Origin of the sequence: Paenibacillus sp. PastF-3 (genome assembly GCF_029893135.1) — a bacterium.
GTDB classification, from domain to species: domain Bacteria; phylum Bacillota; class Bacilli; order Paenibacillales; family Paenibacillaceae; genus Paenibacillus_AQ; species Paenibacillus_AQ nitricinens.
The window spans coordinates 46,280-70,121 of record NZ_JARXWM010000016.1 but is presented as its reverse complement, the minus strand read 5'-3'; the positions used below and the strand labels follow the sequence as shown (position 1 = coordinate 70,121).

Annotated in this window: 21 protein-coding genes and 1 pseudogene; 16 read left to right on the top strand and 6 right to left on the bottom strand. The window is 45.7% G+C overall.

The window, feature by feature from the left end; all coding sequences use genetic code 11:
* Positions 1-136: 136 nt before the first annotated feature.
* Positions 137-697, top strand: a complete 561-nt coding sequence (locus M2444_RS25575) for a GNAT family N-acetyltransferase (protein ID WP_280788347.1) — start codon at positions 137-139, stop codon at positions 695-697.
* A gap of 24 nt (positions 698-721) precedes the next feature.
* Positions 722-2,230, top strand: coding sequence for an MDR family MFS transporter (locus M2444_RS25570; RefSeq protein WP_280788346.1), 1,509 nt, complete (start codon positions 722-724; stop codon positions 2,228-2,230).
* 114 nt (positions 2,231-2,344) lie between these two features.
* Here M2444_RS25570 and M2444_RS25565 read toward each other — a convergent pair whose 3' ends face one another.
* Positions 2,345-2,812: a MarR family winged helix-turn-helix transcriptional regulator gene (locus M2444_RS25565; RefSeq protein WP_042123913.1), complete on the bottom strand. Its 468-nt coding sequence runs from the start codon at positions 2,810-2,812 to the stop codon at positions 2,345-2,347.
* A gap of 344 nt (positions 2,813-3,156) precedes the next feature.
* Between M2444_RS25565 and M2444_RS25560 the strand changes: the two genes are divergently transcribed.
* The 3 genes from M2444_RS25560 (at position 3,157) to M2444_RS25550 (ending at position 6,701) form a co-directional block, all read left to right on the top strand.
* Positions 3,157-4,500, top strand: coding sequence for an MFS transporter (locus M2444_RS25560; RefSeq protein ID WP_094878275.1), 1,344 nt, complete (start codon positions 3,157-3,159; stop codon positions 4,498-4,500).
* Between the two features lie 201 nt (positions 4,501-4,701).
* Positions 4,702-5,442, top strand: coding sequence for an ABC transporter ATP-binding protein (locus M2444_RS25555; protein ID WP_179281789.1), 741 nt, complete (start codon positions 4,702-4,704; stop codon positions 5,440-5,442).
* Positions 5,421-6,701, top strand: a complete 1,281-nt coding sequence (locus M2444_RS25550) for an ABC transporter permease (protein WP_143812452.1) — start codon at positions 5,421-5,423, stop codon at positions 6,699-6,701. Before M2444_RS25555 ends, M2444_RS25550 begins: the two co-directional genes overlap by 22 nt.
* A 67-nt stretch (positions 6,702-6,768) precedes the next feature.
* Here M2444_RS25550 and M2444_RS25545 read toward each other — a convergent pair whose 3' ends face one another.
* The gene (locus M2444_RS25545) at positions 6,769-8,037 is read right to left on the bottom strand and encodes a BaiN/RdsA family NAD(P)/FAD-dependent oxidoreductase (protein ID WP_094877195.1); all 1,269 of its coding nucleotides are present in this window, start codon (positions 8,035-8,037) and stop codon (positions 6,769-6,771) included.
* 278 nt (positions 8,038-8,315) lie between these two features.
* On the opposite strand from M2444_RS25545, the gene M2444_RS25540 reads away from it, so the two are divergent.
* From M2444_RS25540 to nadE, 3 genes are all read left to right on the top strand, one after another.
* Positions 8,316-9,938, top strand: coding sequence for a two-component system sensor histidine kinase NtrB (locus tag M2444_RS25540; protein ID WP_143812417.1), 1,623 nt, complete (start codon positions 8,316-8,318; stop codon positions 9,936-9,938).
* A 116-nt stretch (positions 9,939-10,054) separates the two neighbouring features.
* On the top strand, positions 10,055-10,489 hold the full coding sequence (locus M2444_RS25535; protein WP_042184644.1) for a BrxA/BrxB family bacilliredoxin: 435 nt from the start codon (positions 10,055-10,057) through the stop codon (positions 10,487-10,489).
* A gap of 168 nt (positions 10,490-10,657) precedes the next feature.
* The gene (nadE, locus tag M2444_RS25530; RefSeq protein ID WP_094870726.1) at positions 10,658-11,467 is read left to right on the top strand and encodes an ammonia-dependent NAD(+) synthetase; all 810 of its coding nucleotides are present in this window, start codon (positions 10,658-10,660) and stop codon (positions 11,465-11,467) included.
* 171 nt (positions 11,468-11,638) lie between these two features.
* Here nadE and M2444_RS25525 read toward each other — a convergent pair whose 3' ends face one another.
* Positions 11,639-12,460 (bottom strand): alpha/beta hydrolase, encoded by an 822-nt coding sequence (locus M2444_RS25525; RefSeq protein ID WP_094870725.1) that lies wholly within the window; start codon positions 12,458-12,460, stop codon positions 11,639-11,641.
* Between the two features lie 207 nt (positions 12,461-12,667).
* Between M2444_RS25525 and acpS the strand changes: the two genes are divergently transcribed.
* Together acpS and mutY are read left to right on the top strand one after the other, a co-directional pair.
* Positions 12,668-13,066, top strand: coding sequence for a holo-ACP synthase (acpS, locus tag M2444_RS25520; protein ID WP_094877194.1), 399 nt, complete (start codon positions 12,668-12,670; stop codon positions 13,064-13,066).
* 37 nt (positions 13,067-13,103) lie between these two features.
* Entirely contained in the window at positions 13,104-14,477 is a 1,374-nt protein-coding gene (gene mutY, locus M2444_RS25515) for an A/G-specific adenine glycosylase (protein ID WP_280788345.1), read from the top strand.
* 934 nt (positions 14,478-15,411) lie between these two features.
* Here the strand turns inward: mutY and M2444_RS25510 are convergent.
* A complete protein-coding gene (locus tag M2444_RS25510; protein ID WP_042184652.1) occupies positions 15,412-16,020 on the bottom strand; it encodes a superoxide dismutase in 609 nt (202 codons plus the stop codon).
* A gap of 479 nt (positions 16,021-16,499) precedes the next feature.
* On the opposite strand from M2444_RS25510, the gene M2444_RS25505 reads away from it, so the two are divergent.
* From M2444_RS25505 to folE, 5 genes and pseudogenes are all read left to right on the top strand, one after another.
* The gene (locus M2444_RS25505) at positions 16,500-16,919 is read left to right on the top strand and encodes a GNAT family N-acetyltransferase (RefSeq protein WP_280788344.1); all 420 of its coding nucleotides are present in this window, start codon (positions 16,500-16,502) and stop codon (positions 16,917-16,919) included.
* Between the two features lie 190 nt (positions 16,920-17,109).
* Positions 17,110-17,718: a signal peptidase I gene (lepB, locus tag M2444_RS25500; RefSeq protein ID WP_256990523.1), complete on the top strand. Its 609-nt coding sequence runs from the start codon at positions 17,110-17,112 to the stop codon at positions 17,716-17,718.
* Between the two features lie 37 nt (positions 17,719-17,755).
* A pseudogene (queG, locus tag M2444_RS25495) lies at positions 17,756-18,952 on the top strand (tRNA epoxyqueuosine(34) reductase QueG); the annotation flags it as partial.
* Positions 18,953-19,087: 135 nt separating this feature from the next.
* Positions 19,088-19,339 (top strand): YneF family protein, encoded by a 252-nt coding sequence (locus M2444_RS25490; RefSeq protein ID WP_094877191.1) that lies wholly within the window; start codon positions 19,088-19,090, stop codon positions 19,337-19,339.
* Positions 19,340-19,384: 45 nt separating this feature from the next.
* Positions 19,385-19,978 carry a GTP cyclohydrolase I FolE gene (gene folE, locus M2444_RS25485; RefSeq protein ID WP_042123940.1) on the top strand — a complete coding sequence of 198 codons (594 nt, stop codon included), beginning with the start codon at positions 19,385-19,387 and terminating at the stop codon, positions 19,976-19,978.
* 121 nt (positions 19,979-20,099) lie between these two features.
* Here folE and M2444_RS25480 read toward each other — a convergent pair whose 3' ends face one another.
* Both M2444_RS25480 and M2444_RS25475 read right to left on the bottom strand, forming a co-directional pair.
* Entirely contained in the window at positions 20,100-21,278 is a 1,179-nt protein-coding gene (locus M2444_RS25480) for a Fe-Mn family superoxide dismutase (RefSeq protein ID WP_280788343.1), read from the bottom strand.
* 188 nt (positions 21,279-21,466) lie between these two features.
* Positions 21,467-22,507, bottom strand: a complete 1,041-nt coding sequence (locus tag M2444_RS25475; RefSeq protein ID WP_076285877.1) for an alpha/beta hydrolase — start codon at positions 22,505-22,507, stop codon at positions 21,467-21,469.
* A 271-nt stretch (positions 22,508-22,778) separates the two neighbouring features.
* Between M2444_RS25475 and M2444_RS25470 the strand changes: the two genes are divergently transcribed.
* Positions 22,779-23,522: an IclR family transcriptional regulator gene (locus M2444_RS25470; protein WP_094870720.1), complete on the top strand. Its 744-nt coding sequence runs from the start codon at positions 22,779-22,781 to the stop codon at positions 23,520-23,522.
* Positions 23,523-23,842 lie beyond the last annotated feature (320 nt).

Genomic DNA, 23,842 nt, shown 5'->3' with positions numbered 1-23,842 from the left:
GTCTGGATCAAGTGGTGAGTGTGCCACCTGATCCAGACGTTTTTCACATATAAAATGTTAAAGAAATTAGAATTTTTAGCTTAAGGAAATACTTTTGAATGATGTATAATTGATAGGTTGAAGGGGGAGCGGAGAATTGTATCTATGCAATGGAGTGACACCTACACTGACCGGTAGAAGATTAAAATTATGTGCTATGACTACAGAGCATGCGTCAGCGTTATTTCAGGTTTGGTCTGATCCGGAAGTTACTCTCTGGCTGGGTGCACCGGCATTATCCTCTATAGAAGAGACGAAGCAGCTTATAGACCTTCTATCACAGATGGCTCAGGAAGAGGAGAGCTTACGTTGGAGTATTATTGGACCTGGGGAGGAAGTCATAGGTAGCTGTGGGTATAACCATTGGCAGCTTCAGGGGGCTTACCGTGGTGAAATAGGCTGTGATCTGTCGCCTGCCTTTTGGGGGCTTGGATATATGAAAGAAGCACTTGGTCTTGTACTCGATTTTGGTTTCAATATTATGGGCTTGAATCGGATTGAAGCGTTCTGTCATCCAGATAATATCCGTGCGGAGAGGCTGGTTCATACGCTTGGATTTCAGAAGGAAGGCTTACTGCGTCAATACAGGCAGATCGCTTCCGGCTTTCAGGATACTGCTCTCTATGCTTTACTGCGCGAGGAGTGGCAATCCACTTAATACATAAAGAGAGGGTTTGGAACATTGAAGTCAACAGGGGATTTAGAACGCAAACTAATATTAACAGGGGTACTGCTGGCCACGTTTCTGGCGGCCATTGAGGGGACTGTAACAGGACCAGCCGGGCCGGCGATTGTAGGCGACTTTCAGGGAATGCAGTGGCTGAGCTGGATATTTACTTCATATTTACTGGCAATGGCTATTACTACACCTATTTTTGGAAAAATCAGTGATCTGTTCGGACGCAAACCTGTATTCATGGGGGGAGCGGCTGTTTTTTTACTAGGCTCATTATTATGCGGCATATCTCAAAGTATGGAACAGCTGATCCTGTTTCGCGCGATACAGGGGATCGGTGCGGGTGCACTTATTCCAATGACCTTTACTATTATCGGTGATATTTACAGCATTGAAGAAAGAGCAAAGACACAAGGGCTGCTAAGCTCTGTATGGGGGATTTCCTCTTTGGTAGGGCCACTGCTTGGTGGCTATGTGGTAGATTACTTAAGCTGGCGCTGGGTATTTGTATTCAATCTTCCATTTGGTGTGTTGGCAATGGTATTTATTGCGCGCTACCTGAAGGAAGAGAAGGTGCGTCGGAAGACACAGATCGATGTGGCAGGCGTTCTTCTGTTCGCAGCAGGCATGGGGGCTTTACTCTTTGGACTGTCCACTGGAGGACAGAATCTGGCATGGACTTCTCCATTACTACTGGCAACACTAGGTGCAGCGGTTATCCTGTTAATTCTATTTCTGTTTGTGGAGCGCCGTGCACCAGAGCCTATGCTTCCACTGAACTTATTCTCAAACCGTAACATCGCTGTATCAACGGGTGCTAACCTGCTGGTAAGTACCTTAATTATTGGACTTTCTACGTATATCCCCTTATGGGTGCAAGGCGTATCTGGAAAAAGCGCTGCAATCTCAGGTTTACTGCTTGCACCAATGTCTGTAGGTTGGATGCTTGGGTCAATAGCAGGTGGACGGATGATTCTGCGCGCGGGTTCTCGCCGGACGGCAATGCTTGGGTTGATGATGATTGCTGCCGGAGCAATTGGACTGGTTTTCTTGACTGGAGAATCTTCGCAGCTAATACTCTTAGGCTTAATGCTGGTCTGTGGAGTGGGCTTCGGATACTCTTCTACGGTCTTCACGATTATCGCTCAATCTTCGGTTGCGTACGATCAACGTGGTGCGTCCACAGCGCTTAATGCATTTACCCGTTCACTGGGTCAGACCATTGGGGTAGCTATATTTGGTTCTTGGCTTAACTTGAATATTGATCAACTGTTGCGAAAACAACCGGATTCAAACGTAACAGGTGAAGATATTAATAAGCTGCTCGGCTCGCATACAGGAACTAACCTGTCTGGTGAAGTATCCAACAGTTTGCGTGGTGCACTTGAAGGAGGACTTCATTCACTATTCATCGTGATGGCAGTATTCGCTGTCTTATCACTAATTATATCTTGGGGTTTACGCAAGGGTGTACCTTCGGTAGAGGATGCTACATCTTCTTTGAAAAAGGCATAACTCATTCTCTAAATCATATAAAGAAGCCCGACCGGGTATTTACCGGTCGGGCTTCTTCGTGCGATAACAGCTTGTCTAACACATATGAAGTAAAAAGCAGCCTAGCCTCTAGCTCTACTTACGGGGAAGAGGGGAAAGCTTCTCAGCTTGCAGGCCCATCTTCTTGAGCAGAGTGATCATTTGTTCCTTCTCTTCATCATTTAGTCCGCTGAAAGCAAGATGAAGACGCTCTGAGTATTTCGGATACATCTCATTCATGAGACGTTCGCCTTCCGCGGTCAACTCCGCGAAAATCACACGACGATCACTTGGACAAGGCTTGCGCTGCAAATAGCCGCGTTCTTCAAGCTTGTCGATTACGTAAGTCACGTTGCCGCTTTGTAGCAGCAGTTTGGCGCCAATTTGTTGAATGGGCTGTGGTCCCTTATAGTACAACACTTCCATGACGGCAAAGGCAGTAGGATTAAAACCTTCAATTTTGCTACCAGTAACAGCATGCTCATTAATGCTTTTAAAGGATTTGGCAAATACCCGGTACAAATGTAGTGTTAATTGTGTATCACGTTCATAAGATTGTATCATGCTTCTCCACCCTTTATCGTTAATCATGTGAACTCGTCGCACGTTCTGTAATCATATCTATTAGTGCACGGTTTACCTGTGCAACGAACTTTGAGATAACAATAGAATACGTGAAAGATCGGATGAAGAACATGTGATTTGTCACAATGAGCAACTTTTAATTATTAAAAATCAAACAATTTTTTGAATATGTTGAAATTGAATGTTTTTCACCTCAGTCTCTGAAAGGATATTAATTTCATTCCACGGTTCAAGTGCCATTTACGCCCCGAGACGGATGAATCTCATTCTCCAATATTTTACTATTATTTTATCGAGAAATAGTAATGGGGAGTGAAGGAAGGATGGAGGAACATCATATTCATGCTTTAAAAGAAAGTAAGTTAACCGCGAATAAGCCATTTATGTTGCTTATCGCTGCACAGCTTGTATCGAACATAGGAGACTGGTTGCATATATTGGCACTATTGACGATGGTAGGATTCAAATGGAATGCTACGCCATGGGAGATTACGGCCCTATCTTTATGTATGGCTGTGCCTCTGCTGTTAGGAGGTCCGTTTGCCGGCTATTTAAGTGACCGTTTCAACCGCAAGGCACTAATGATTGGTTCAGATATAGCCCGTGCAGCGGTGGTTATTTGCTTGGTATTTGCAGGCTCGCTGTGGCAGGTTTATGTGCTGCTGCTGGCTAAGGGATGTATGGATGTGCTGTTCTCTCCGGCCAAAAGCGGAAAGATTAAGGAACTTGTGCTTGTGGCTCAGATGGATAAAGCAATGGCGCTTAGCTCATCTATAGAGCAGATAACTAAAATTGTGGGTCCAGCGCTTGGTGGATTGCTAGTTGCAGCCTTCGGCATATCTGTTTGTTATATGATCGATTCTGCTACATTCGTTTTATCGGCGATCATTTTGCTTGGATTACCGCGTACAGCTGCAATTAAGAAGAAAGATACGGAAACAAGCGGGGGGGATACGGAGGTACGTAAATCCTTCCGCCAAGAAATGTCGGCAGGTCTGCAAGTGATTGCAGGAATGCCTGTAGTGCTGTGTGGCATTGTTATGTTGGTACTGGTGCTGCTAATGCTACAGATCGGAGACTCTCAGATTGTAACGTTATTCCGGGAGATTCCAGGTGTGAACGGAGATCTGCTGGGGTGGTGTGTAGCAGCCAGTGGCTTTGGAACCTTGCTATCTGCGCTGCTTGTAAGCCGATTAGGCAGTGGTAAGCATCCGCTTATTTTTATGGGATTAGGGGCTGTTATCATGGGCGTTGTCTTCTCGGGTGCAGGAATCGTAACTGCTCATGGCCAAGCGGGAATCTGGATGAACATTGCTTTGTTTGGGTCCTTCATGTTTGCTGGTGTGGGTGCAGGACTAGCGTTTATCCCCTTCAATTCAATGCTCCAGCAACGGACACCTGCGGAATACACAGGTCGTGTATTTGGAACCATTGGCAGTCTTACAAGCGCAGCTGTTATTCTAGGACCTGTAGCCGGTGGAGCCTTAGTGACAGCATCGGGGCCGGTATCTGCCTTTATTCTATCTGGTTTGCTTACAGGATTGTTAGGACTAGGGTTGTTAATGCTGCGTGGTAAAATCGAACGCAGGGATGAGGCGGCGATCAAGAAGCAGGAAGGAATAGCTGCGACGAATAACATGGAATTTGTAGGACAGACCTCCCTTTGATGGGAGGTTTCTTTTATTCGCTATTGCACAGGGCTTAAGTTATTATTGTGAAAAAAGCAGCTTGATTATTTTCAGGGAAAATATATAGTACGATTAGATAAGTTGCGATTGCCTCTGTTGATCATTTGAATATCATTCATATACGTAATAGAGAATGCAATTTATAATAGTACCTATTAGAAGTTTTAGGAGATGGAGAGTATGGAGAAGGTAGATACAATGATGGATACCGATAGCTACGACGACATTGTGCTCGATGTTGAGATCGATGAAGCTGGCTATGAAGCGGGAGATCCTTGCATATTCGATATTTCTTTTCAAGTGAAGCGAGGGCAACTGCTCGGATTGATCGGACCTAATGGTGCTGGGAAAAGTACAACCATTAAGACCCTGCTTGGTTTGTTGAAGAATACCAAGGCTAAGGTGTCTTTTAGTGGAGTTAATAAATCTTACGCTTATGTACCGGAGCAACCTGTGTTTTATGAGGATTTGACATTGTGGGAGCACTTGGATTTAGCGGCCGCTGCCTATGGACTGAAGTACGAACAGTTCGAAGAAACTGCAGAAAGACTGTTGAAGCAGTTTGGTATGGGCCATGTGCGCAATGATCTTCCAGCTGGATTCTCTAAGGGCATGAAACAAAAAATGATGCTAATGCTTGGCTTTTTGGTACAGCCGGATGTGTATATTGTGGACGAGCCGTTTATTGGTTTAGATCCTCGGGCTACGAAAGATTTCCTGCGGCTGCTGGAAGCGGAGCGGAAGCGTGGAGCTGGTGTATTAATGTCCACACATGTACTGGATACTGCAGAGAAAATATGCGATGATTTCGTACTGATCTCCGGGGGAAAGGTTGCCGCCTCGGGAACACTCGAAGATATACGCGATTATGCTGGGCTGCCGGAGGCGTCGTTGTTTGATTGCTTCGACGAACTGACATGAGTAAGCAGGGCAAGCGGGCATTTGCTTTTTCTAATGCCAAACAATTATTCAGACGGCGGCTATTCTCTCATTGGCGTGAGCAATCCGCTATTATCCGTACGGCGGCTGATTGGACCGTGCTCTTATATATTCTTATTCCCGGAGGTTTTCTGGGCGGGCGGTTGTATTATGGATTCTGGAATGAGGGGCTACCGGCTTGGAGCGAAAATTTGCCGTTTATGCTCATTCTTTCATTATTAGTACTTCTGATCTGCAATGGGGGCTTGGTGCTATTGTTGCAGGAAGGCGATCTATTATTTCTTAGACAAAGGCAGCGCTGGATAAATACGATCGTATTTCGAGGATTACTTTACAGCCTGATTGTAACATCGCTGAAGTTCGTTGTGGCTTTTGCACTGTTATTGCCTTTTCTGATTCGGGGATTTGAGATGACGTCATCGGAGGTGTGGGCGCTGTTCGCTCTGACCTTGGCGTGCAGCTGGTGTGTTAAGTTACTTGGACATCTTGTAAAAGTACAAAAGCATGGTTGGCGGCGCTGGTTGTGGCTGTTTCTGGCGATCTCCGTCCCGAACGCTATCTATTTCAGAGTAGCTAGCCTTTGGAGTGATCATCCGCTCTTCATTTGTCTCAGTGCGGTTGTATTTACAGTCGTTGCAATAATCGCCTTCCGTTGTCGCTTAGTGATGCGTGGGACATTTATGAACGACGTGCGCGAAGACTACAAGCAGCGAATGAAGATAGCAGCCATACTGCTTCGCAATGTTCTGGATAAACCTCGTCCGACTCGCCATAAGCCGTGGATTTTCCGGAAGTCACAGCCTTTGCTTAAATCAAAGACTGCCGAGAGCCGGTTCTCTGCGGCAGCGATTAAGGCACTAGTGCGGAATCCGGCCCATTTGAAGCTTTACTTTGCTTTTACAGCCGTGTCCGCTGTAGCGATCCTTATCATTCCATCGGGGTTCAAATGGCTGGGATTTGTAGTCTTAACATCGCTTATGACGTTTTGGCTGTTCTCTTTCTGGTCGTTGTTTGTTGGTGATGATTACATTGGGATCCTTCCGTTTACGAAAGAACAAAAAGCTGAAGCAGGTATGCATGCGGTCCCTATCTTATTGCTTCCCTTTACCATGATTTCCTCCGCACTGATCTGTCTCTCTTTATATGGATGGTGGGGGCTCATCTTGTTCATTCCGGTTGGATACATGGTTGGACTCTTTATCAGCAGAATATTTGGTACGTTCCGGCTGGGCAAAGATTGATAGATAGAACTAAAAACAGCGTGAATTGAGAAGCTTCTCAATTCACGCTGTTTTTAGTTGCACCGCATTAGCTAAGGCGAAGGTCAGCAGCATGTTTGCCTGCTGTATACCCAGTAGAGAATGCGGCTGTTATATTGTAGCCACCAGTGTAGCCATGGATATCGAGTACCTCTCCACAGAAGAATAACCCTTGCATAAGCTTCGATTCCATTCTTTTGGGATCGATCTCTTTCAGATTTACGCCGCCGCCTGTAACAAAGGCTTCGGATAGGGAACGGGTACCATGAACATTAACGGGCATCCTTTTCAAGATGCCTGCTAGCGCAAGCAATCCATTCTTGGATACATGATGCCCCGTAATATCTCCATCCAGGTCAGCTTTAGCTAACAAGAGGGGAATGAGACGTTCTGGCAGCAGCCCCTTTAGTGAATTGCGGATCGCTTTCTTCGGCTCCTGGTCCAGCTTGTCTTGCAGCAATGATTCCACTTCTTGCAAGTTCAGATCAGGGAAGAGATCGATGGACATCTCAACAGTGTCAGTCCCTGATTTACGCTGGACCTGTCTCAGAAATTGGCTGCAGCGCAGTGCAATTGGCCCGGATAATCCAAAATGGGTGAATATCATATCTCCGCGATGAGAAATGACCTTCTTTCCTTTTTGATTCCAGACAGTTAGTGCCACATCGCGTAGCGACAATCCTTGCAGCTCACCGGATTTAATCCACTCTTCCCGTGAAATAATCGGTACCTCTGTCGGAAATAGCTCAGTAATGGTGTGGCCTGCGGCTTCAGCCCATGGGTACCCATCTCCTGTAGAGCCAGTCTGAGGAACGGACTTTCCTCCGGTGGCGATGATTACGGCAGCACTGGAAATCGTTTTGCCGGAGCCCAGCTGAACACCCTTAACAGCCCCTTCTTCATATATTACATGTGAGACAGGACTATCTGTCATAATCTGCACACCTAGACTCCGTACTTTGTTGATTAAGGCGGAGACAACGCTGGAGGCTTTATCGGAGACGGGAAACATCCGTCCGTTGTCTTCTTCTTTTAATGCAATACCTAAGCCTTCAAAAAAGGCAATGATATCTTGATTATTAAAATGGTCGAAGGCGCTATACAAAAACCGCCCGTTTCCCGGGATATAGGAGATTAACTCATCTCTCTCCTTGACGTTCGTTACATTGCAGCGTCCGCCACCAGATATCCCGAGCTTTCGCCCTAGCTTAGCTCCCTTATCGATCAGTAGCACGGATGCCCCGTGTTCTGCTGCGGCTACACTTGCCATTAATCCCGAAGGGCCGCCACCTATGACGATCACATCGAAGTTGCTCATGAAATTTTACTCCTTTACATGTTAAGACACGGGTGTTACTTCGTGTTTTCCTAACGGAATCATACCATTCTGACTCTCATGTAACCAGTCTTGTCCATCCACTTAGTGATAATTCGTTGTCAGAAGAGTGATCCTGTGCTTTAATCTAGACATGTAGGGCAATTTGTCCATTTTGGGGTGTGATTGTAATTATTGGCGCAATTAAGGATATATTATTGCAAATATCGGCAGCATGCTCCTTTCTTTTTCTGATTCAGTGGTGGGTGGACCGGGGGCTTGTGGCTCGAAAAAAGGGTAGTTTCCCGGATAATCAAACTTTTTTGGTTTTGGCGTGTACGTTAAGCCTTATTCTATGCTCACTTCTTTCGACGACTTTATTCGGTATTGCTTATTTGAATTTAGGAATGATCCCTGCTTATATCGGTATTTTATATGGAACTGTACGTTCAGGGATTCTGTTGTCCATCTGTTTGCTTGTCTGCAATATAATCATTGCAGAGCCAACCGGAATAAGTAATATGATATTAAATTCAGGAATATTATTATATCCGTTGCTATTTGGGCTGGCTAAGCCTTTTAAGAAAGGCACAGTGGTAGAGAAGATAGGAATGTTATGGATGGTTCTTTGTCCGAACATGTTGTTCATTGCACTTGTACCTATTATAGGTGGGGAAAATATATATGAAGCCCATTCTGGCGAGTCGTTTTTGATTACTGTGTATCTTTTTTTCACGATCGCGCTAGGTGGTATTTTTGTTTATTTTGTTGAAATGGTCTGGAGTAGTTGGCGGGCTAAAGTACATATGGAAAGTATAAGTGATAATTTCCAGTGGGAGTCTGAGAAGCTGCAGCAGATTACAAATGTAGTACCTCTCAGTATTATGTCTCTGGATGATCACGGAGTTGTGACCGACCTTAATGATTGTATGTTGGGAATGGCACGAATTCATTATCCCAATTTGAGAAGGGAAGATATTATTGGCAAGCCGGTTAGGGAGTTTTTTAATGGTTCAGCGGATGCTGATGCATATATGCGGGTACGGGATAACATTCAGCATAAACGGCGTTCTCATGAGCGAATGATTCATGGAACGCGGATCTATCAAATTTATTCAGCACCACTAATGCATAAGAACTCAGGATTAACGAGTGGAGTGGTACTCATTGCACAGGATATTACGGATGAAGTGAAACTCCGTTCTGAGCTTGACCATGTGGAACGTTTGAGCTTAGTAGGGCAGATGGCTGCCGGAATTACCCATGAGATTCGTAATCCTATGGCGGTAGTTCGTGGATTCTTGCAGCTGATGAGAGAAAAGAGTTCGGATGATTTGGATTCTTATTATCAGATCGTGCTCGAGGAACTGGATCGGGCGAATAGCATTATTAACGATTTCCTATCGCTGGCGCAGAGCCGGATATCCGATAAGGAGAAGGTGCTTTTACACCGAGTTATAGAAGAAGTCAGTCCGCTGCTATGGGCGGATGCTAATCTTCGTGGTCAAAGTGTTGAGTTAAAGCTGAACGCATCCATCCATGAATTGGAGTTAAACGTTCGGGAAATAAAGCAGCTTATCCTTAATTTAGGCCGCAACGGTATGGAGGCTATGGGATCCAAGGGGATTCTGACACTGGAAACACACAGTAATCAGGATCAGGTGGAGCTGATTGTAAGGGATAGAGGAATAGGTATGTCGGAAAGTCAACGAGAGAAGTTGTTTTCCCCTTTTTTCACAACAAAAAGGGAGGGAACGGGTCTAGGGTTATCCTTGTGTCTCAGTATTGTGGAACGGCATAACGGCAAAATAACTGTAGATTCTGTAGAAGGGGAGGGTACAGTATTTACCATCTCCTTCCCTTTAGCAAAGGAAGAATATAGCGAAGCCATGCTTGCGGATTGAATCAGGTTACTGCAGCATCTCTTGCTTTCACAGAGTATGAATGTATAATAAAGTTAGTAAGTACTGCTGTAATGTTATCTGACAAAACAGTAATTAGTGAAGGAGAGTGCAGAGAAATGTCCATGTCTTTTAATCAATATATGAGAGATTCGATTCAGCCTATGCGTGATGACCTTACAAGCATTGGGTTTCAGGAGCTTATGACTCCAGAAGAGGTGGAAGCCACTCTTCCTACCGCAAAAGGTACGGCGCTTGTAGTCGTGAATTCGGTCTGTGGTTGTGCTGCTGGACAATGCCGTCCTGGTGTAGCTCAGGCATTGCAAAATGAGATCGCTCCGGATCACTTGTTCACAGTGTTTGCGGGTCAAGAGAAAGAAGCTACTGCTAAAGCGCGTGAATATTTTGCTCCTTATCCGCCATCTTCCCCTTCCATCGCATTGATGAAGGATGGAGAGCTCGTTCATTTTATTGAACGCCATAGTGTTGAGAATCGTTCAGCTGCTGAAATTGCTGCTGAGTTGAAAGAAGTTTTTGATCGTTTTTGCAAGTAAAAAAGTTATTCCATATAATCTCGCAATAGTCGGTAATTCGGCTGTTGCGGGATTTTTCAAAATATAAGAGCGATAATGGGATAGAATATACTTAGAAGCACAGAGCTTCACTTGGTATGGATATTTTGATGGATATGGAACCATTTCTGATGGAACGGGGTGTGGTTTGTGAGTTTACAGGAAGAAATTATTGCTGATCTTGGTGTGAAGCCAACGATTGATGTAGAAGATGAGGTACGCAAACGGGTTGATTTCTTAAAGTCGTACGTGCTGAAGGCAGGGGCCAAAGGATTATTGATCGCCATTAGCGGCGGGGTGGACAGCGCGGTAGCTGCGGGTCTATGTAAGCTGGCTACAGACGAGCTGTCGGCTCAAGAAGGCACAGAGTATATTACGCTTGGCGTCTACCAGCCATATGGTGTTCAAGAGGATATCCAGCACAGTTATGATGTCGCTAAAGCCTTTAATCTGACCCATACCGTGGAGACAAACATTGAGGAAGCTGTAAATGAGATTGCGCTTGAAGTAGAGCATAGCCTGAAGTCCTTGGGGCAACATCGTCATATGACCCATCAAGGCAAGGGTAATGTTAAAGCGAGAACACGTATGGTTATGCAATATGCGCTCTCTTTTGAGAACAATCTGATTGTAGTAGGAACGGATCATGCTTCAGAAGCCATTACGGGTTTCTACACCAAGTGGGGGGATGGCGCTGTAGATATTACACCTCTATCCACACTTAATAAACGTCAGGTTCGTCAATTAGCTGCTCATATTGGTGTGCCTGCGGATATTGTTACTAAAGCACCTACGGCAGGCTTATGGCCGGGTCAGACGGATGAAACCGAGCTGGGCATTACTTATGACGATAATAGTGATTATTTGGAAGGCAAGCAGGTTAAGCCTGAGGTAGCTGAGAAACTCGAGAATTATTACCGGAGAACGGCGCATAAGCGCAATGTCATTCCTGGAATTTAGAATAGGTAGCAGTAGAAACCGCCACGGATCTGCGTTGTAGCAGCTCTCGTGGCGGTTTTTATCATATCAGAAAGTATATATTTGGGGTCCCAAAAAAAGTATCTGAGTATTCATCAAAGCAAAGCCTCACTTTGTGGGGATATTTTATGAGATGGATAAGCTACAAGAATTTTAGTTAGCCAGCGTTTGATCGATAAAATCAGTGGTCGAAGCAATCGCAAGCTCCAATTGTGGGGTAGTGCCGGCAAAAGGATGCACAGTACCGAAGGTATGATTACCCTCAGGAATATGAACCCAGTTAATATCGGGTCGGAGTTCAGTGAGCTGCTCAGATCCTTGCCGGAGGTGCACTCCATCCAGACTGCCTTGAATAAGAACAACTGGGAAGGACGCTGTCTTCATGCGTTCAAGGATGTTATAACGTTCTTGTTGGTTCTCCATATCTTCTAAAATAACAGCATCCAGCGGCATTTGTTGGCCCGTGCGTGCATTAAGGACGTGGGTTCGTCCTGTTTGCTTCATCTCCTGCTTTTGTTCTTCCGTCAACAAATCGAGCTTCGTAACCCCGTTCCAGGAAATGACCCCGCTAACTTCATTGGGATGGTCAAGCGTGTAGACCAGACAAATTCCCCCTCCAAGACTATGCCCGAGAAGGAATAAGGGCAAGCTGCCAAATTTCGGGTGCTGGCTAAGGTAGGACAACAGTATTTCCATATCCTTCAGCTCGCGACGAAAGGTGTTGCGGGCGAATTTCTCAAGCTCGGTAAAATGCAGCAGATCCTCTCCGATTCCGGCATGTGAGAAGTTGAAGGTGATCACTTCATGATCTTGGCTGAGAGTAGTGGCTATGTAAGGAAACATCCCCCAATCTTTGAAGCCCTTGTAGCCGTGTGCAATAACGATAAGGCTCTTAGGTGCTTCTTGGGCAGGAAAGTGTGAGCAGCGGAGAACAGCGTCTTCACCAGCGGGTATTTCGAAATTACGATGCTGCATAGGGTAATCCCCTCTCTCTATATATAAATGAAGTAAATCAGCAAGTCGATCACGAAGGCATCTGGATAGACTTCCAAAGCATTTTCTTTTAAGATAGCAGAAAGAATCTTATAGGACTATAATTAAAAATTGAAATGAAAGACCTGTATAATGATCATACCATTATTGAAGTAGTATAGGATACACGTCCATAAGGAGCGTGAAATTTTGATTTACGGAATCGGACATGATGTGTTAGAAATTGAGCGAATCTCTGAGGTAATGCTTAGGGGACAGGGGAAAAAATTTAACCAGCGCATCCTAACGGAGCAAGAGTACCAGCTTGCTGAGCAACGAGGTGGAAGGTTGGCTGAGTTCGTAGCCGGGCGTTTTGCTGCCAAGGAAGCCGTTGTGAAGGCTTTAGGCTGTGGCATTGGTAATGTGGTTGGTTTTCAGGATATTGAGATATTACCTGACCATAAAGGTAAGCCGGAAGTAACCTTATCATGCGAAGCCTGGAGCAGACTAGATCTACCTGAAAGACAGAAGTATATCATTCATCTTACGATAACACATGGCCGTGATTTGGCTTCAGCTTTTGCGGTGGTGGAGGAGCTAGGTTCATGAATTGAACCGTGATTATAGAAGGGCAAGGAGAGTTACAATGAAACAACAAGAACGACAGGTTTTGCAGGAACGAGAAGAAGCACGAGAAGGACAAGATTTGTTAGAGCGAGATGAACGACAAAAACAGGTGGATTTAAAAGAAGGACAAGATAAACAAGATCAGGAGCTGCGGGAGGCCAAGCAATATTTCAGTTATCATTTGCTGGAGTGGTATCAAGGGCAGAAGCGGGATTTGCCTTGGCGCAGGCATCGCAATCCTTATTATATTTGGATTTCTGAAATTATGCTGCAGCAGACAAGGGTAGACACGGTAATCCCTTATTTTAATCGTTTTATTGAACGTTTTCCGACGGTGGAGTCACTCGCTGATGCCCCTGAAGAAGACGTGCTTAAGTGTTGGGAAGGTTTAGGGTATTATTCCCGCGCACGTAATATACAGCATGCAGCCAAGCAGGTAAAGGAGCTTTATGGGGGACAGGTGCCGAATGATCGTGAGGCGGTGTTCAGCTTAAAGGGAGTGGGTCCTTACACAGCAGGGGCTATTCTCAGTATTGCGTTTAATCGGCCGGAGCCAGCGGTAGATGGTAATGTAATGCGGGTGTTGTCCCGATACTTCCTCATCGAGGATGATATCGCTAAGGGACCCACCCGCGTGAAAATGGAGCGCCTGGCGGCTGAGCTGATCCCAGAGGGGGAAGCTGCCTCCTTTAATCAGGCGCTTATGGAGCTCGGGGCGCTCGTATGCACCCCGAAATCACCGAGCTGCTTAACCTGCCCGGTGATGGAGCATTGCGCTGCGCGCCTGGCGGGCTGCGAGACTTCGCTGCCCGTCAAGACCAAGGCCAAGCCGCCGCGCCCAGAGGAGCGGCTGGCAGCCTTGATCGAGGGCCGCGGTGCCCACGCGGGCCAAGTGCTCATCCGGCAGCGGCCACAAAGCGGGCTGTTAGCCCGTATGTGGGAGCTGCCGCACTGGCAGGCGCCGCCAGCCGAAGGCGGCGCTAAGAGCGCGCGGCTGCCGGAGGCCGCGGCGCGGGACCGGCTGCGCCGGTCACTGCGGCAGGCCGGGATCTCCGCCCGGCCTGAGGAGCACTGGATGGCTGCTGAGCATATCTTCAGCCATATCGTGTGGACCCTGCAGGTGTATCGCTGCAGGGAGGAGGACGCTCTTCCGCTGCCAATAGCGGCAGAAGGACGGGCAGCCTACACCGCGGAAGCAGGCCTGTTCCCAGAGATGGACAGTAAAGTGCCCATCGAGAAATTTGAGGATGGCAATGCTAGTCCAGAGGATGGCGGAGCTGTTCGCTGGATCAGCCGTGAGGACATGGCTAATTATGCGTTTCCTAATGTCTTCTTGAAGCTGCTGAACCTTTATTTCGACGAGCAGGAAGAGCTGGCGAAGTCGGGGAAGTAGAGATTATCCGATGTGGCAAAAGAATGAGTTGTAAGAGAAACAGCAGATATATGAGAAGTGTCTGAAGTAAGTAAATTACGCTGAAGTGGATGAAGTAAGAAATGCATCCAAAGTCTCTGGAGTAGGAAATGTGTTAAATGCGTCGATTGTGCTGAGCGAGATGAATATGTAGATGTTTTAGATGTGTTAAATGCGTCGAATGTGCTGAGCGAGTTGAATGTGTAGATATTTAAGATGTGATGAATGCGTCGATTGTGCTGTGTGAGTTGATGCAGTTTGATGTGTTAAATGCATCGATACAGTTAAATGTGTTGTATATATATGTTGTGCGTGAAAAGAGAGTGGCGTACGCATCTAAACATGATCACTTACCTCATCCCTGTGGTCAGTTTAAAGGGAATTCCTCCCTATAAACTGACCACGGGGATCTGTATTTGATCTTTTTAGGGAAAAACTCCCTTTAATTTGGGTGAATACCTGAATTATGCTCCAATATGGATGATTTAGAGGGAGGATTTCCCTAATTACTCGTATTTAAGTGTTTATGAGCAGAATTTGAGGGAGTTATTCCCTAATTAGAAGCAGAATGCCTCATTTAGGCGTCTTTTCAACAGCGGTACGATAAAGGGCAGTCTCGTTCCACACTCATTGATCTGCATTCAAGCGGAGTAAAAAAGTGATGTCCGAGGATAAAGATCTACCCTATTTGTTTCTAACAAACCCTGTTACTAACGAACCTTGTTTTTAACAAATCTGCTTCTAAACGAAATTAGTCTCAAACAAACTCTCTACACACCCCACCCAAATAAACGACCCAAACACAAAGAAGGTATCCCTGAGCCATAACAGCTCGGAGATACCTTCTTTGTTTATACTTAGTTAAACGGTAAATCCACAGCCTTGAAGGCTATGACTTTATCCGTAATTTAATTCCTTATTTCGCGCTTTCGTAACGTTTGCCAACTTCTTCCCAGTTTACTACGTTCCAGAACGCTTTGATGTAATCAGGGCGTTTGTTTTGGTAGTTCAGGTAGTAAGCGTGCTCCCATACATCCAGTCCGAGGATCGGAGTAGCGCCTTCGCTGATTGGGTTGTCTTGGTTAGGTGTGCTTGTTACTGCCAGTTTGCCATCTTTAACAACTAGCCAAGCCCAGCCACTGCCGAAACGAGTAGTTGCTGCTGCTGCAAAATCTTCTTTGAATTTTTCGAATCCGCCCAGCTCGCTGTCGATAGCTGCTGCAAGTGCGCCAGTTGGTGCGCCGCCGCCGTTTGGTCCGATAACTTCCCAGAACAAGGTATGGTTAGCGTGTCCGCCACCATTGTTACGAACAGCAGTGCGGATAGCTTCTGGTACAGCGTTCAGGTCTGTAAGAAGTTCTTCGATGCTTTTGCTTTGCAATTCAGGTGCCTTTTCCAAAGCTGCGTTCAGATTAGTCACATATGTGTTATGGTGTCTATCATGGTGAATTTCCATCGTCAAAGCGTCGATGTGTGGTTCGAGTGCGTTGTTTGCATAAGGAAGTGCTGGTAATTGAAATGCCATGGAAAAATCCCTCCTGAGTATATTAGAATTTGTATAGATAAAGAACTTCGGCGGTTTATCGTCAAAATTCTTTATTGTTGATATGTACTATAGGGTATCTCCCAATAGGATACTTTAATTAAACAGTATCTGGATCAATAATGCAACACTAAACAAACATAAATGTTTATAAAGTATAATTGGAATGTAAACAGGAATATCAATTGTATTTAGAATGTTAAAAGAAAGAGCCTTCACCCTATAGACATATATCAATATAATTACCCTTATAATGAAACAATGAATCCTAGTCAAAATGTAAACGCTTGATATTAAGCGCTTTCAAAAGAAAAATGATGATATCACGAGAAAAGTGTGCTTTAATAGATTTAAAAGCAGGTATTCCTCGGTATTTGATGCTTTTTTTTATTTTCTCAATGTTAAGGGAACCCCTTCTTTTTGTTAAATTCATAAGCCATAGACAAGGGAGATTTTAAAGAATGCACGTTCGTTCCTTTCAATTAAGCGACGTTAGCCCTGTGACTGATTTGCTGCAAACAGCATTATCGGAAGAATGTTTCGAGAACACTATCGAGCCTTTCTCCAGGCAGCTTTCATGGGATTCAGATCTCATTGTAGTTGCGGAAGATGAAGAAGAAATTGTTGGAGCACTGATTGGTACGATTGAGAAAAACCACGGTTGTTATTTCCGGATTGCTGTACATCCTGATTATCGCCACAGAGGAGTCGGTAGAAGTCTGGTATCGGCTATGGAATCCAGGTTTCAAGCTCGTAAGGTTAGTGGTATCTACGTAGCTGTCGATGAGCATAATTCTTTTGCCTTGCCATTGTATGAAGCTATGGGATATAGCGAGAATCAAATTTTCAAATCTGTCCGGAAGCTGAGCATTGTTGGGTAATTTCGGTCACTCAGATGCGTAAGCGGAAACATTTACTAAATAAAGAACTATAGTTGATGATATAGTCTGTTTCATTCATACTCAAGCGTATTTTCCAGAAGTCCATTACTAATGGCTGGGAGATATGCTTTTTTATTGTTATAATATCTGCAAGTATAGACATCAATAATTGAGAATAAGAGGTGACATATTGAGTCAGGAGTCCCAAGTAGAGTTCATGCGTAATCGGAAGCAAAGACATAGATCCTCCAGATCAAAGAAAGGCTTTGGAGGTCGTTTGGCCGCGGAACTGAAGGAATGGTTGCTTACAGCGGTAGTTGTCTTTGCGGTAATGTCGGTTCTTAATATTTTTGTGTTCAATATTTCAACGGTCAAAGGTCAGTCTATGCAGCCAACGCTTGTGGAAGGTGAGAGGCTCTTTATTAATAAGCTTTCATTGATGTTTGTAAACCCAAAACACGGGGATGTCGTCATTCTTCATGATCCTAGTACGGGGCCTAGTCGAAAGGATTTTTTAGTGAAACGTGTCATTGGCATACCTGGAGATATTATAGAAGTGAAGGATCACCAGTTATATGTGAATGGGAAAATAGTGAATGAGCCGTATATAGATACCGAGATTGAAGACCCGGATTTCGCTGCGTTAACGGTGGAGAGCGGAAATTATTTTGTCATGGGAGATAACCGTCATGCTTCAGCAAGCAAAGATAGCCGTTATTTCGGCTCGATCCCTCAGGACATGATTGTAGGCAGAGCGGATTATATCTGGTGGCCGTTGTCTAAACTGAAAGGATTATAAGGAAGATTATTAACGATATGAAAAGGAGAAGGCGGAAATGAACAATACATTTCAGTCAACTTATGCTCCGCCAACTTCCAAATGGGCACAGCTTAAAGCGGAGATTAAGGAGGCTGCGACGTCACTCGGTATTGATGATATCGGGTTTACAACAGCGGAACCTTTTTTATATTTAAAAAATATTCTGCAAGATCATCGGGACAAAGGTTATGAATCGGGTTTCGAGGAACCGGATTTGGATAAAAGAACAATTCCCGCACTATCTTCCGGGGACAAGCCGCTATCCATTATTTCGATTGCAGTCGCGTACCCTTCCAAGATGGAGAACCCTCCTAAATCTGAGCCTGGTGCACGTAGAGGGATTCTTGCCCGAGCGTCATGGGGCAGGGATTATCATCATGTGCTGAGAGAGGCCTTAAGTAAGTTAGAAGAGTTTATTCATGAGCGTGTGCCGGAGGCTGTGCTTGAAAGTATGGTGGATACCGGTGTACTGGTAGATAGAGCGGTCGCGGAAAGAGCGGGAATAGGCTTCAGCGGGAAAAATTGTTCTATCATCTCACCCAAATGGGGATCTTGGATTTATCTGGGGGAAATGGTTACGAACATTCCTTTTGCCCCGGATGGACCTGTCCCAGTCGAGGAAGGGTGTGGAGACTGTACCAAATGTATAGATGCATGCCCAACAGGGGCACTGGTGGGGCCGGGCCAGCTTAACGCGCAGGCTTGCATTTCTTTTTTGACGCAGACCAAAGGATTTCTGAGTGACGAATACATGACCAAGATTGGCAATCGTCTATACGGCTGTGATACCTGCCAGATTGTATGTCCCAAGAATCGAGGGAAGAACTGGAATCATCGCCCTCAGATGCTGCCTGATCCTGAGATCGTGAAGCCATTGTTAATGCCGATCCTGGATCTTAGCAATCGTGAATTCAAAGAGAAATTCGGAAATAGCTCTGCTGCCTGGAGAGGCAAAAAACCGATGCAACGCAATGCGATCATCGCTCTCGGTAATTTCAAGGAAGTAGAGGCTGTGCCTAAGCTAACAGAAATTGTTCTGAAAGAGCCGCGGCCTGAGATGCGAGGCACGGCTGCTTGGGCGCTGGGACGCATCGGTGGTGAGGAGGCTCTAGCTGCTGTTGAATCGGCTCTAGAGCGCGAGGAGCATGACACGGTAAGGCAAATGCTGAGTCGGGCACAGGATGTACTCCTTACTGCGAAGCAGGCAAGGGAGGTCAATGATGTTAATGAAGGAAAAAGATCATAGACAGGTTGCATATTCCCAATTGCTGTCCAGTTCTCGAAATGCTATGATAGATTCGCGCGCCATAGGGCGTTGCAGACAATAGAGTGTAGGGGTGGGCTTTAGATGAATATCGCATTACCTATTATTACATTGGTCGTAGGTCTTATCGGTGGTTTTTTCATCGGTGTTTATTATCTGCGCAGACAAATGACAACTATGCAGAATGATCCTGAGATGCTGCAAAAGGTTGCAAAGCAAATGGGTTATAACCTGAATGGGAAGCAAATGCAGCGTGCCCAGCAAATGATGAAAACTCAGGGACAGCCAGGTGCGCGCCCAGGAGCAGCTAAAGGGAATAAACGTAGAAGTAAGTAACCGGGTCCGGATAGAAATTATACGGGTACGGAAGGGGGAGACATCATGGGGAACATCAATGAATACGTGAACGGTAAAGTATCAGAGAACCGTGAGCAAATCGAGTATCACGTTGAGAAAATATTAGAATTAATCGGTGAAGATACCGGCCGCGAGGGACTGCTCGAAACACCAGCACGTGTTACGCGGATGTACGAGGAGATATTCGGCGGTTATTCGATAGATCCCCGCGAGGCGCTCGGTGTTACTTTTGATGAGTCTCATGAAGAACTAGTGATCGTGAAGGATATCGTCTATTACAGCCAATGTGAGCATCACATGGCTCCATTCTTCGGTAAAGTGCATATTGGATACATTCCGAGCGGACGGATTGCTGGACTCAGCAAATTAGCCCGCCTAGTTGAAGCAGTGAGTCGGCGTTTGCAGGTTCAAGAGCGCATTACGACGCAAATTGCGGATATTATGACGGAGGTACTAAGCCCTCACGGCGTTATGGTTGTTGTGGAAGGTGAACATCTTTGTATGTGCGCACGTGGAGTGAAGAAGCCAGGCAGTAAGACGGTAACCATGTCTACTAGAGGAGTCTTCCGGGAGGATGCCGCCGCTCGTGCGGAGTTTCTGAGCTTGATTAAAGAATAGTATATAGAGGTGTCTATGCCTCGAAATTAGAAGGACCCATCATTCACTTTTTGTGAACGATGGGTCCTTTTGGGTCAATATAAGCGAATAGAAGTGATGTCTTCTACGAAGTGGAAAGTGATCAGTAAGGCTTCCATGCCAGTTTACTGGCAGCGGCATAACGCTCTGACACATATGGCCAGTTGACGACCTTCCACCAATCGTTAATATAATCCGCACGATTATTCTGATGTTTCAGATAGTAGGCATGTTCCCATACATCCAAGGCCAAGAGCGGAACAACGTCCCATTGCGATAAATTTTGATGTTTTTCTGCAGTGAGAATTTCTAGTCTATGGCTACGTGGGCTCCAGACGAGAATGGCCCATCCGCCACCTTCTACTTTATTCGCAGCTTCGGTGAACTGTTTCTTGAAGCTGTCATAGCTTCCAAAGCTTTGTTCTATAGCTTCTAATAAAGCACCTGTTGGGCGCCCCCCGCCTTGCGGAGACATCACGTTCCAAAAGATCGTGTGAAGATAGTGGCCTGCGCCATTAAAGGCTAATTCTCTCTCCCAATGTTTAACGAGATCGAAGTCACCGTTCTTACGGGAATCTGCTAATTTAACTTCAGCCTTGTTTAATCCATCTACATAACTTTGATGATGCTTATCGTGATGAATTCTCATCGTCTTTTCGTCAATATAAGGTTCTAGTGCATTATAGGCGTAAGGCAAGGGAGGTAGCGTATGGCCGCCAATGGGTACCGCGTCGTTTTTATCGCGGATATCAGGAACAGTGTCAGTAAAAGTAGAGAATCCACCATTCCGCATGGTATCGTCTGTATCGATGTTTACGACATAATCCTCTGTGTAATCGCGCATGACTTGTGAAAGCTTCCCGGGCGAGCTGAGTGTCTGCAGTACGGCTAGGAAGTATTCTGATTCGCGAATAATATGCAGAATCACAGTGGTTGCAAGGGGGACGGCTTTGACCGCTGCGCTACTCTCCATGATGGCAAAGAGCTGCCGGACGAACTCTTGGGATTGATTGCAGGAGATATGTAGCAGTTTTTCCGTTTCCGCAGTGAGTTCTGCCTGTGGTGGAGGAGAAGCGGAAAGGGCAGCATTCAATAGCTGCTGTGCCGCCTGCTCTGTTGCACCAAAAACAACGGCCCATTCATCGAGGAGTTTCACATAAGGATCCTCTAATTTAGGTACGATCGCTTTGATGACCTCAGTATGCTCTTTCTCTTGTGTTTTCCAAAATACGATTTCTTCCAGAATACGTACTGGCAGCATCGGCCCGTATACATATAGCATGCCAAGAAAACCTCCCGTGATATGTCTTTATCAGTCCATTATATGAACGGTCTTGGAAGGTTATGAAGAACATAAACTTAGAGTGACTCTTGGGCTTCTTTTTTTCCTGGGGATTAAAACAGCCTCTTCCTAGGATATATTTCTTTCTGTCCCTGGAAGAGGCTGTTCGTATGGTTATTAGCACTTAGTTAATTACTTGCCATCGCTGGCTGATCGCCATTATTATTTTTGGCCAAATGGACATTCCCTAAGAAAGCGGAGACCCGCCGCAAATACTCACGGGGATGCTCGCGGAACAACAGCTCATGATGACTACCCTCGATGATCCAGGAATCAGAGAACGGATTGTTCTGATTTGCTGCTAGTTCTTCGGCAATAGGATAAGGGGCTTTATCGTCTTTGGTTCCATGCATGAATAGGATAGGGAAAGGATAATCTTTGGACTTAACCTTGGCATAAGGAATTTGATCTAGTCCCGTACCGTTCAGTACCGGGAACAGCATTTCCATGATCGCCAGGGAAGGTTGGCGCGGCAGATCGATATTCTGCTTGATATTATGATACAGCGTGTCTGGTTCTAACAAAAAGGTGCTGTCCAGAATCATCGCGTCGATGTCCTCAGATACTAATCCTGCCTGCAGTGCTGTGCCAGCACCCATGGAGAAGCCCCAAACAACTAGCTCTTTCGCCCCGCGTTCCTTTGCGAAATCAATGGCGCCTAGAAGCTGCTGGGATTCTTTTTTGCCGCCGGTTGCAATATCCTTATTACCTTGGGCAGCAAATCCGTAATCAAACATTACGACATTGAAATTCAGACTGTGTGCATAGTGCGCGAGATCGTACATAGGTACCCAAGACTCTTCGCGGTTGGCACCATAGCCATGACTGAACACGATAGTCTTAGTGGCATCCTTGGCTGGAATATACCAGCCGTTCATCATGCGACTGCCATCCTTAGCTGGGAAGGTTACATCCTCGTAGGCGAGGCCTTTGGCCATCATAGGATTGGAATACAGTGGCGCAACGGTTGGATTGGACAGCACCCAAGCGATGTAGCCATGAAGCGAGACAAAACAAAATGCTAAAAAGAAGAATATAGATAATAGCAATGCAACGATAATATGCTTAACACGGATCATCCGCAGCGATAGTCGTGATGAACTGCCCTGTTTAGGTAGTTTAGGACGACGGGAGACTGACGTGCCTGCTCGGCTGGTTGTCAGATCCATAAGGTCCCCTCCTAAGTATGATGTGAGTACTAGTGCCTAGGATAATTTGTCGAAAATGATACTAAAGCATTAGTATATTTAATATGTTTATCGTAAGTTGAAGCACTTACAAAGTCAATGAATTGGACCGTTTTGTAATGTAACTGTAAAGTGCGGACCAGTCTTTTTCGGCTCAGTGAATATACTGGACTTTCCGTAGAGTTTTGCACTAAGATAGAGTTAATTATAATGTAACCGCGTTTCATTTGATGAAACACGAGGGGGGATTACTGTGGAGGACCGAAAGCTAACGGTACGCGCGGTAGAACGTGCGCTCGACATATTACTTTGTTTTACGCAGGACAGTGATTTAGGGTTAACAGAGATCGCATCAAAGATTGACTTACATAAGAGTACAGTCCACAGATTGCTGGCAACACTCGAGGAAAAGGGCTTTCTTATTCGCAATCCGGCGACAGAAAAATATAGGCTGGGTATACGCATCTGGGAGTTGTCTACGCATCTGCCTGCTTTTGACGAGTCGGCAGCGGTATTGCTGCCATCTATGGAACGGCTGAGAGATCGACTCGGAGAGACGGTAAGTCTTTACTTACGGGATGGTATTGAACGCGTACGTATTCAGGCGGTACAGAGCCAGCAGGCGATTCGTAGAGTCGCACAGATCGGTGCGAGGCTGCCATTATCCGTAGGTGCGTCGAGTAAGGTGTTAGCGGCGTATGCACCGCCTGAGGTGTTGAGAGCGCTGCTGGAGAGTTCGGAGTGGCCGGATTACGTTGAGAAGAGTGTATACAAAGATCAGCTTAATGAGATCATCCGGTTAGGGTATGCTACTAGTTTCGAAGAACGTGAGTCTGGTGCGGCCGCTGTGGCTGTACCTGTCACAGGCCGTAGTGGAAATGTGATTGCAGCATTATCGCTGTCAGGGCCGGTCAGCCGCTTGTCTAGGGATACGTTAGTGGAGTATGCCGCCATCTTGAAGGAAGCAGCAAGTGAAATGGGTATGATGATTCCATAGGAAAAACAGGGTGGTCTCATAAAGTGTGTTTTTCGCTGAATGAGACAGACCGTTAAGAAGCAGAACAGCGATCTCTCCGTTATTGGAGGATCGCTGTTTGTTTTTTGAGTAAGGGGGGCTTGATTTTGTCGAATAATGGGTACCTGACGACTAACCGAGCTCAGTGTTGCCTTTGGCAATCCACTGCTTACTATGCTGAGATGCTCGGAAGCGCGTAACGTCGTAATACCAGAGCTGGAACACTAGAGCAAAAACGCCGTAACCCGTTCTCGTTTACCAGTAATCTAGGTTGTTCTTCTGATATCTCCCGAGCCATCCGG

What these genes read in the sequence shown, in the direction of transcription:
- M2444_RS25565 (WP_042123913.1), bottom strand. Translation starts at nt 2,812, where the DNA reads ATGATACAATCTTATGAACGTGATACACAATTAACACTACATTTGTAC.
- M2444_RS25560 (WP_094878275.1), top strand. Translation starts at nt 3,157, where the DNA reads ATGGAGGAACATCATATTCATGCTTTAAAAGAAAGTAAGTTAACCGCG.
- M2444_RS25555 (WP_179281789.1), top strand. Translation starts at nt 4,702, where the DNA reads ATGGAGAAGGTAGATACAATGATGGATACCGATAGCTACGACGACATT.
- M2444_RS25545 (WP_094877195.1), bottom strand. Translation starts at nt 8,037, where the DNA reads ATGAGCAACTTCGATGTGATCGTCATAGGTGGCGGCCCTTCGGGATTA.
- M2444_RS25535 (WP_042184644.1), top strand. Translation starts at nt 10,055, where the DNA reads ATGTCCATGTCTTTTAATCAATATATGAGAGATTCGATTCAGCCTATG.
- M2444_RS25525 (WP_094870725.1), bottom strand. Translation starts at nt 12,460, where the DNA reads ATGCAGCATCGTAATTTCGAAATACCCGCTGGTGAAGACGCTGTTCTC.
- mutY (WP_280788345.1), top strand. Translation starts at nt 13,104, where the DNA reads ATGAAACAACAAGAACGACAGGTTTTGCAGGAACGAGAAGAAGCACGA.
- M2444_RS25510 (WP_042184652.1), bottom strand. Translation starts at nt 16,020, where the DNA reads ATGGCATTTCAATTACCAGCACTTCCTTATGCAAACAACGCACTCGAA.
- M2444_RS25505 (WP_280788344.1), top strand. Translation starts at nt 16,500, where the DNA reads ATGCACGTTCGTTCCTTTCAATTAAGCGACGTTAGCCCTGTGACTGAT.
- M2444_RS25490 (WP_094877191.1), top strand. Translation starts at nt 19,088, where the DNA reads ATGAATATCGCATTACCTATTATTACATTGGTCGTAGGTCTTATCGGT.
- folE (WP_042123940.1), top strand. Translation starts at nt 19,385, where the DNA reads ATGGGGAACATCAATGAATACGTGAACGGTAAAGTATCAGAGAACCGT.
- M2444_RS25480 (WP_280788343.1), bottom strand. Translation starts at nt 21,278, where the DNA reads ATGCTATATGTATACGGGCCGATGCTGCCAGTACGTATTCTGGAAGAA.
- M2444_RS25475 (WP_076285877.1), bottom strand. Translation starts at nt 22,507, where the DNA reads ATGGATCTGACAACCAGCCGAGCAGGCACGTCAGTCTCCCGTCGTCCT.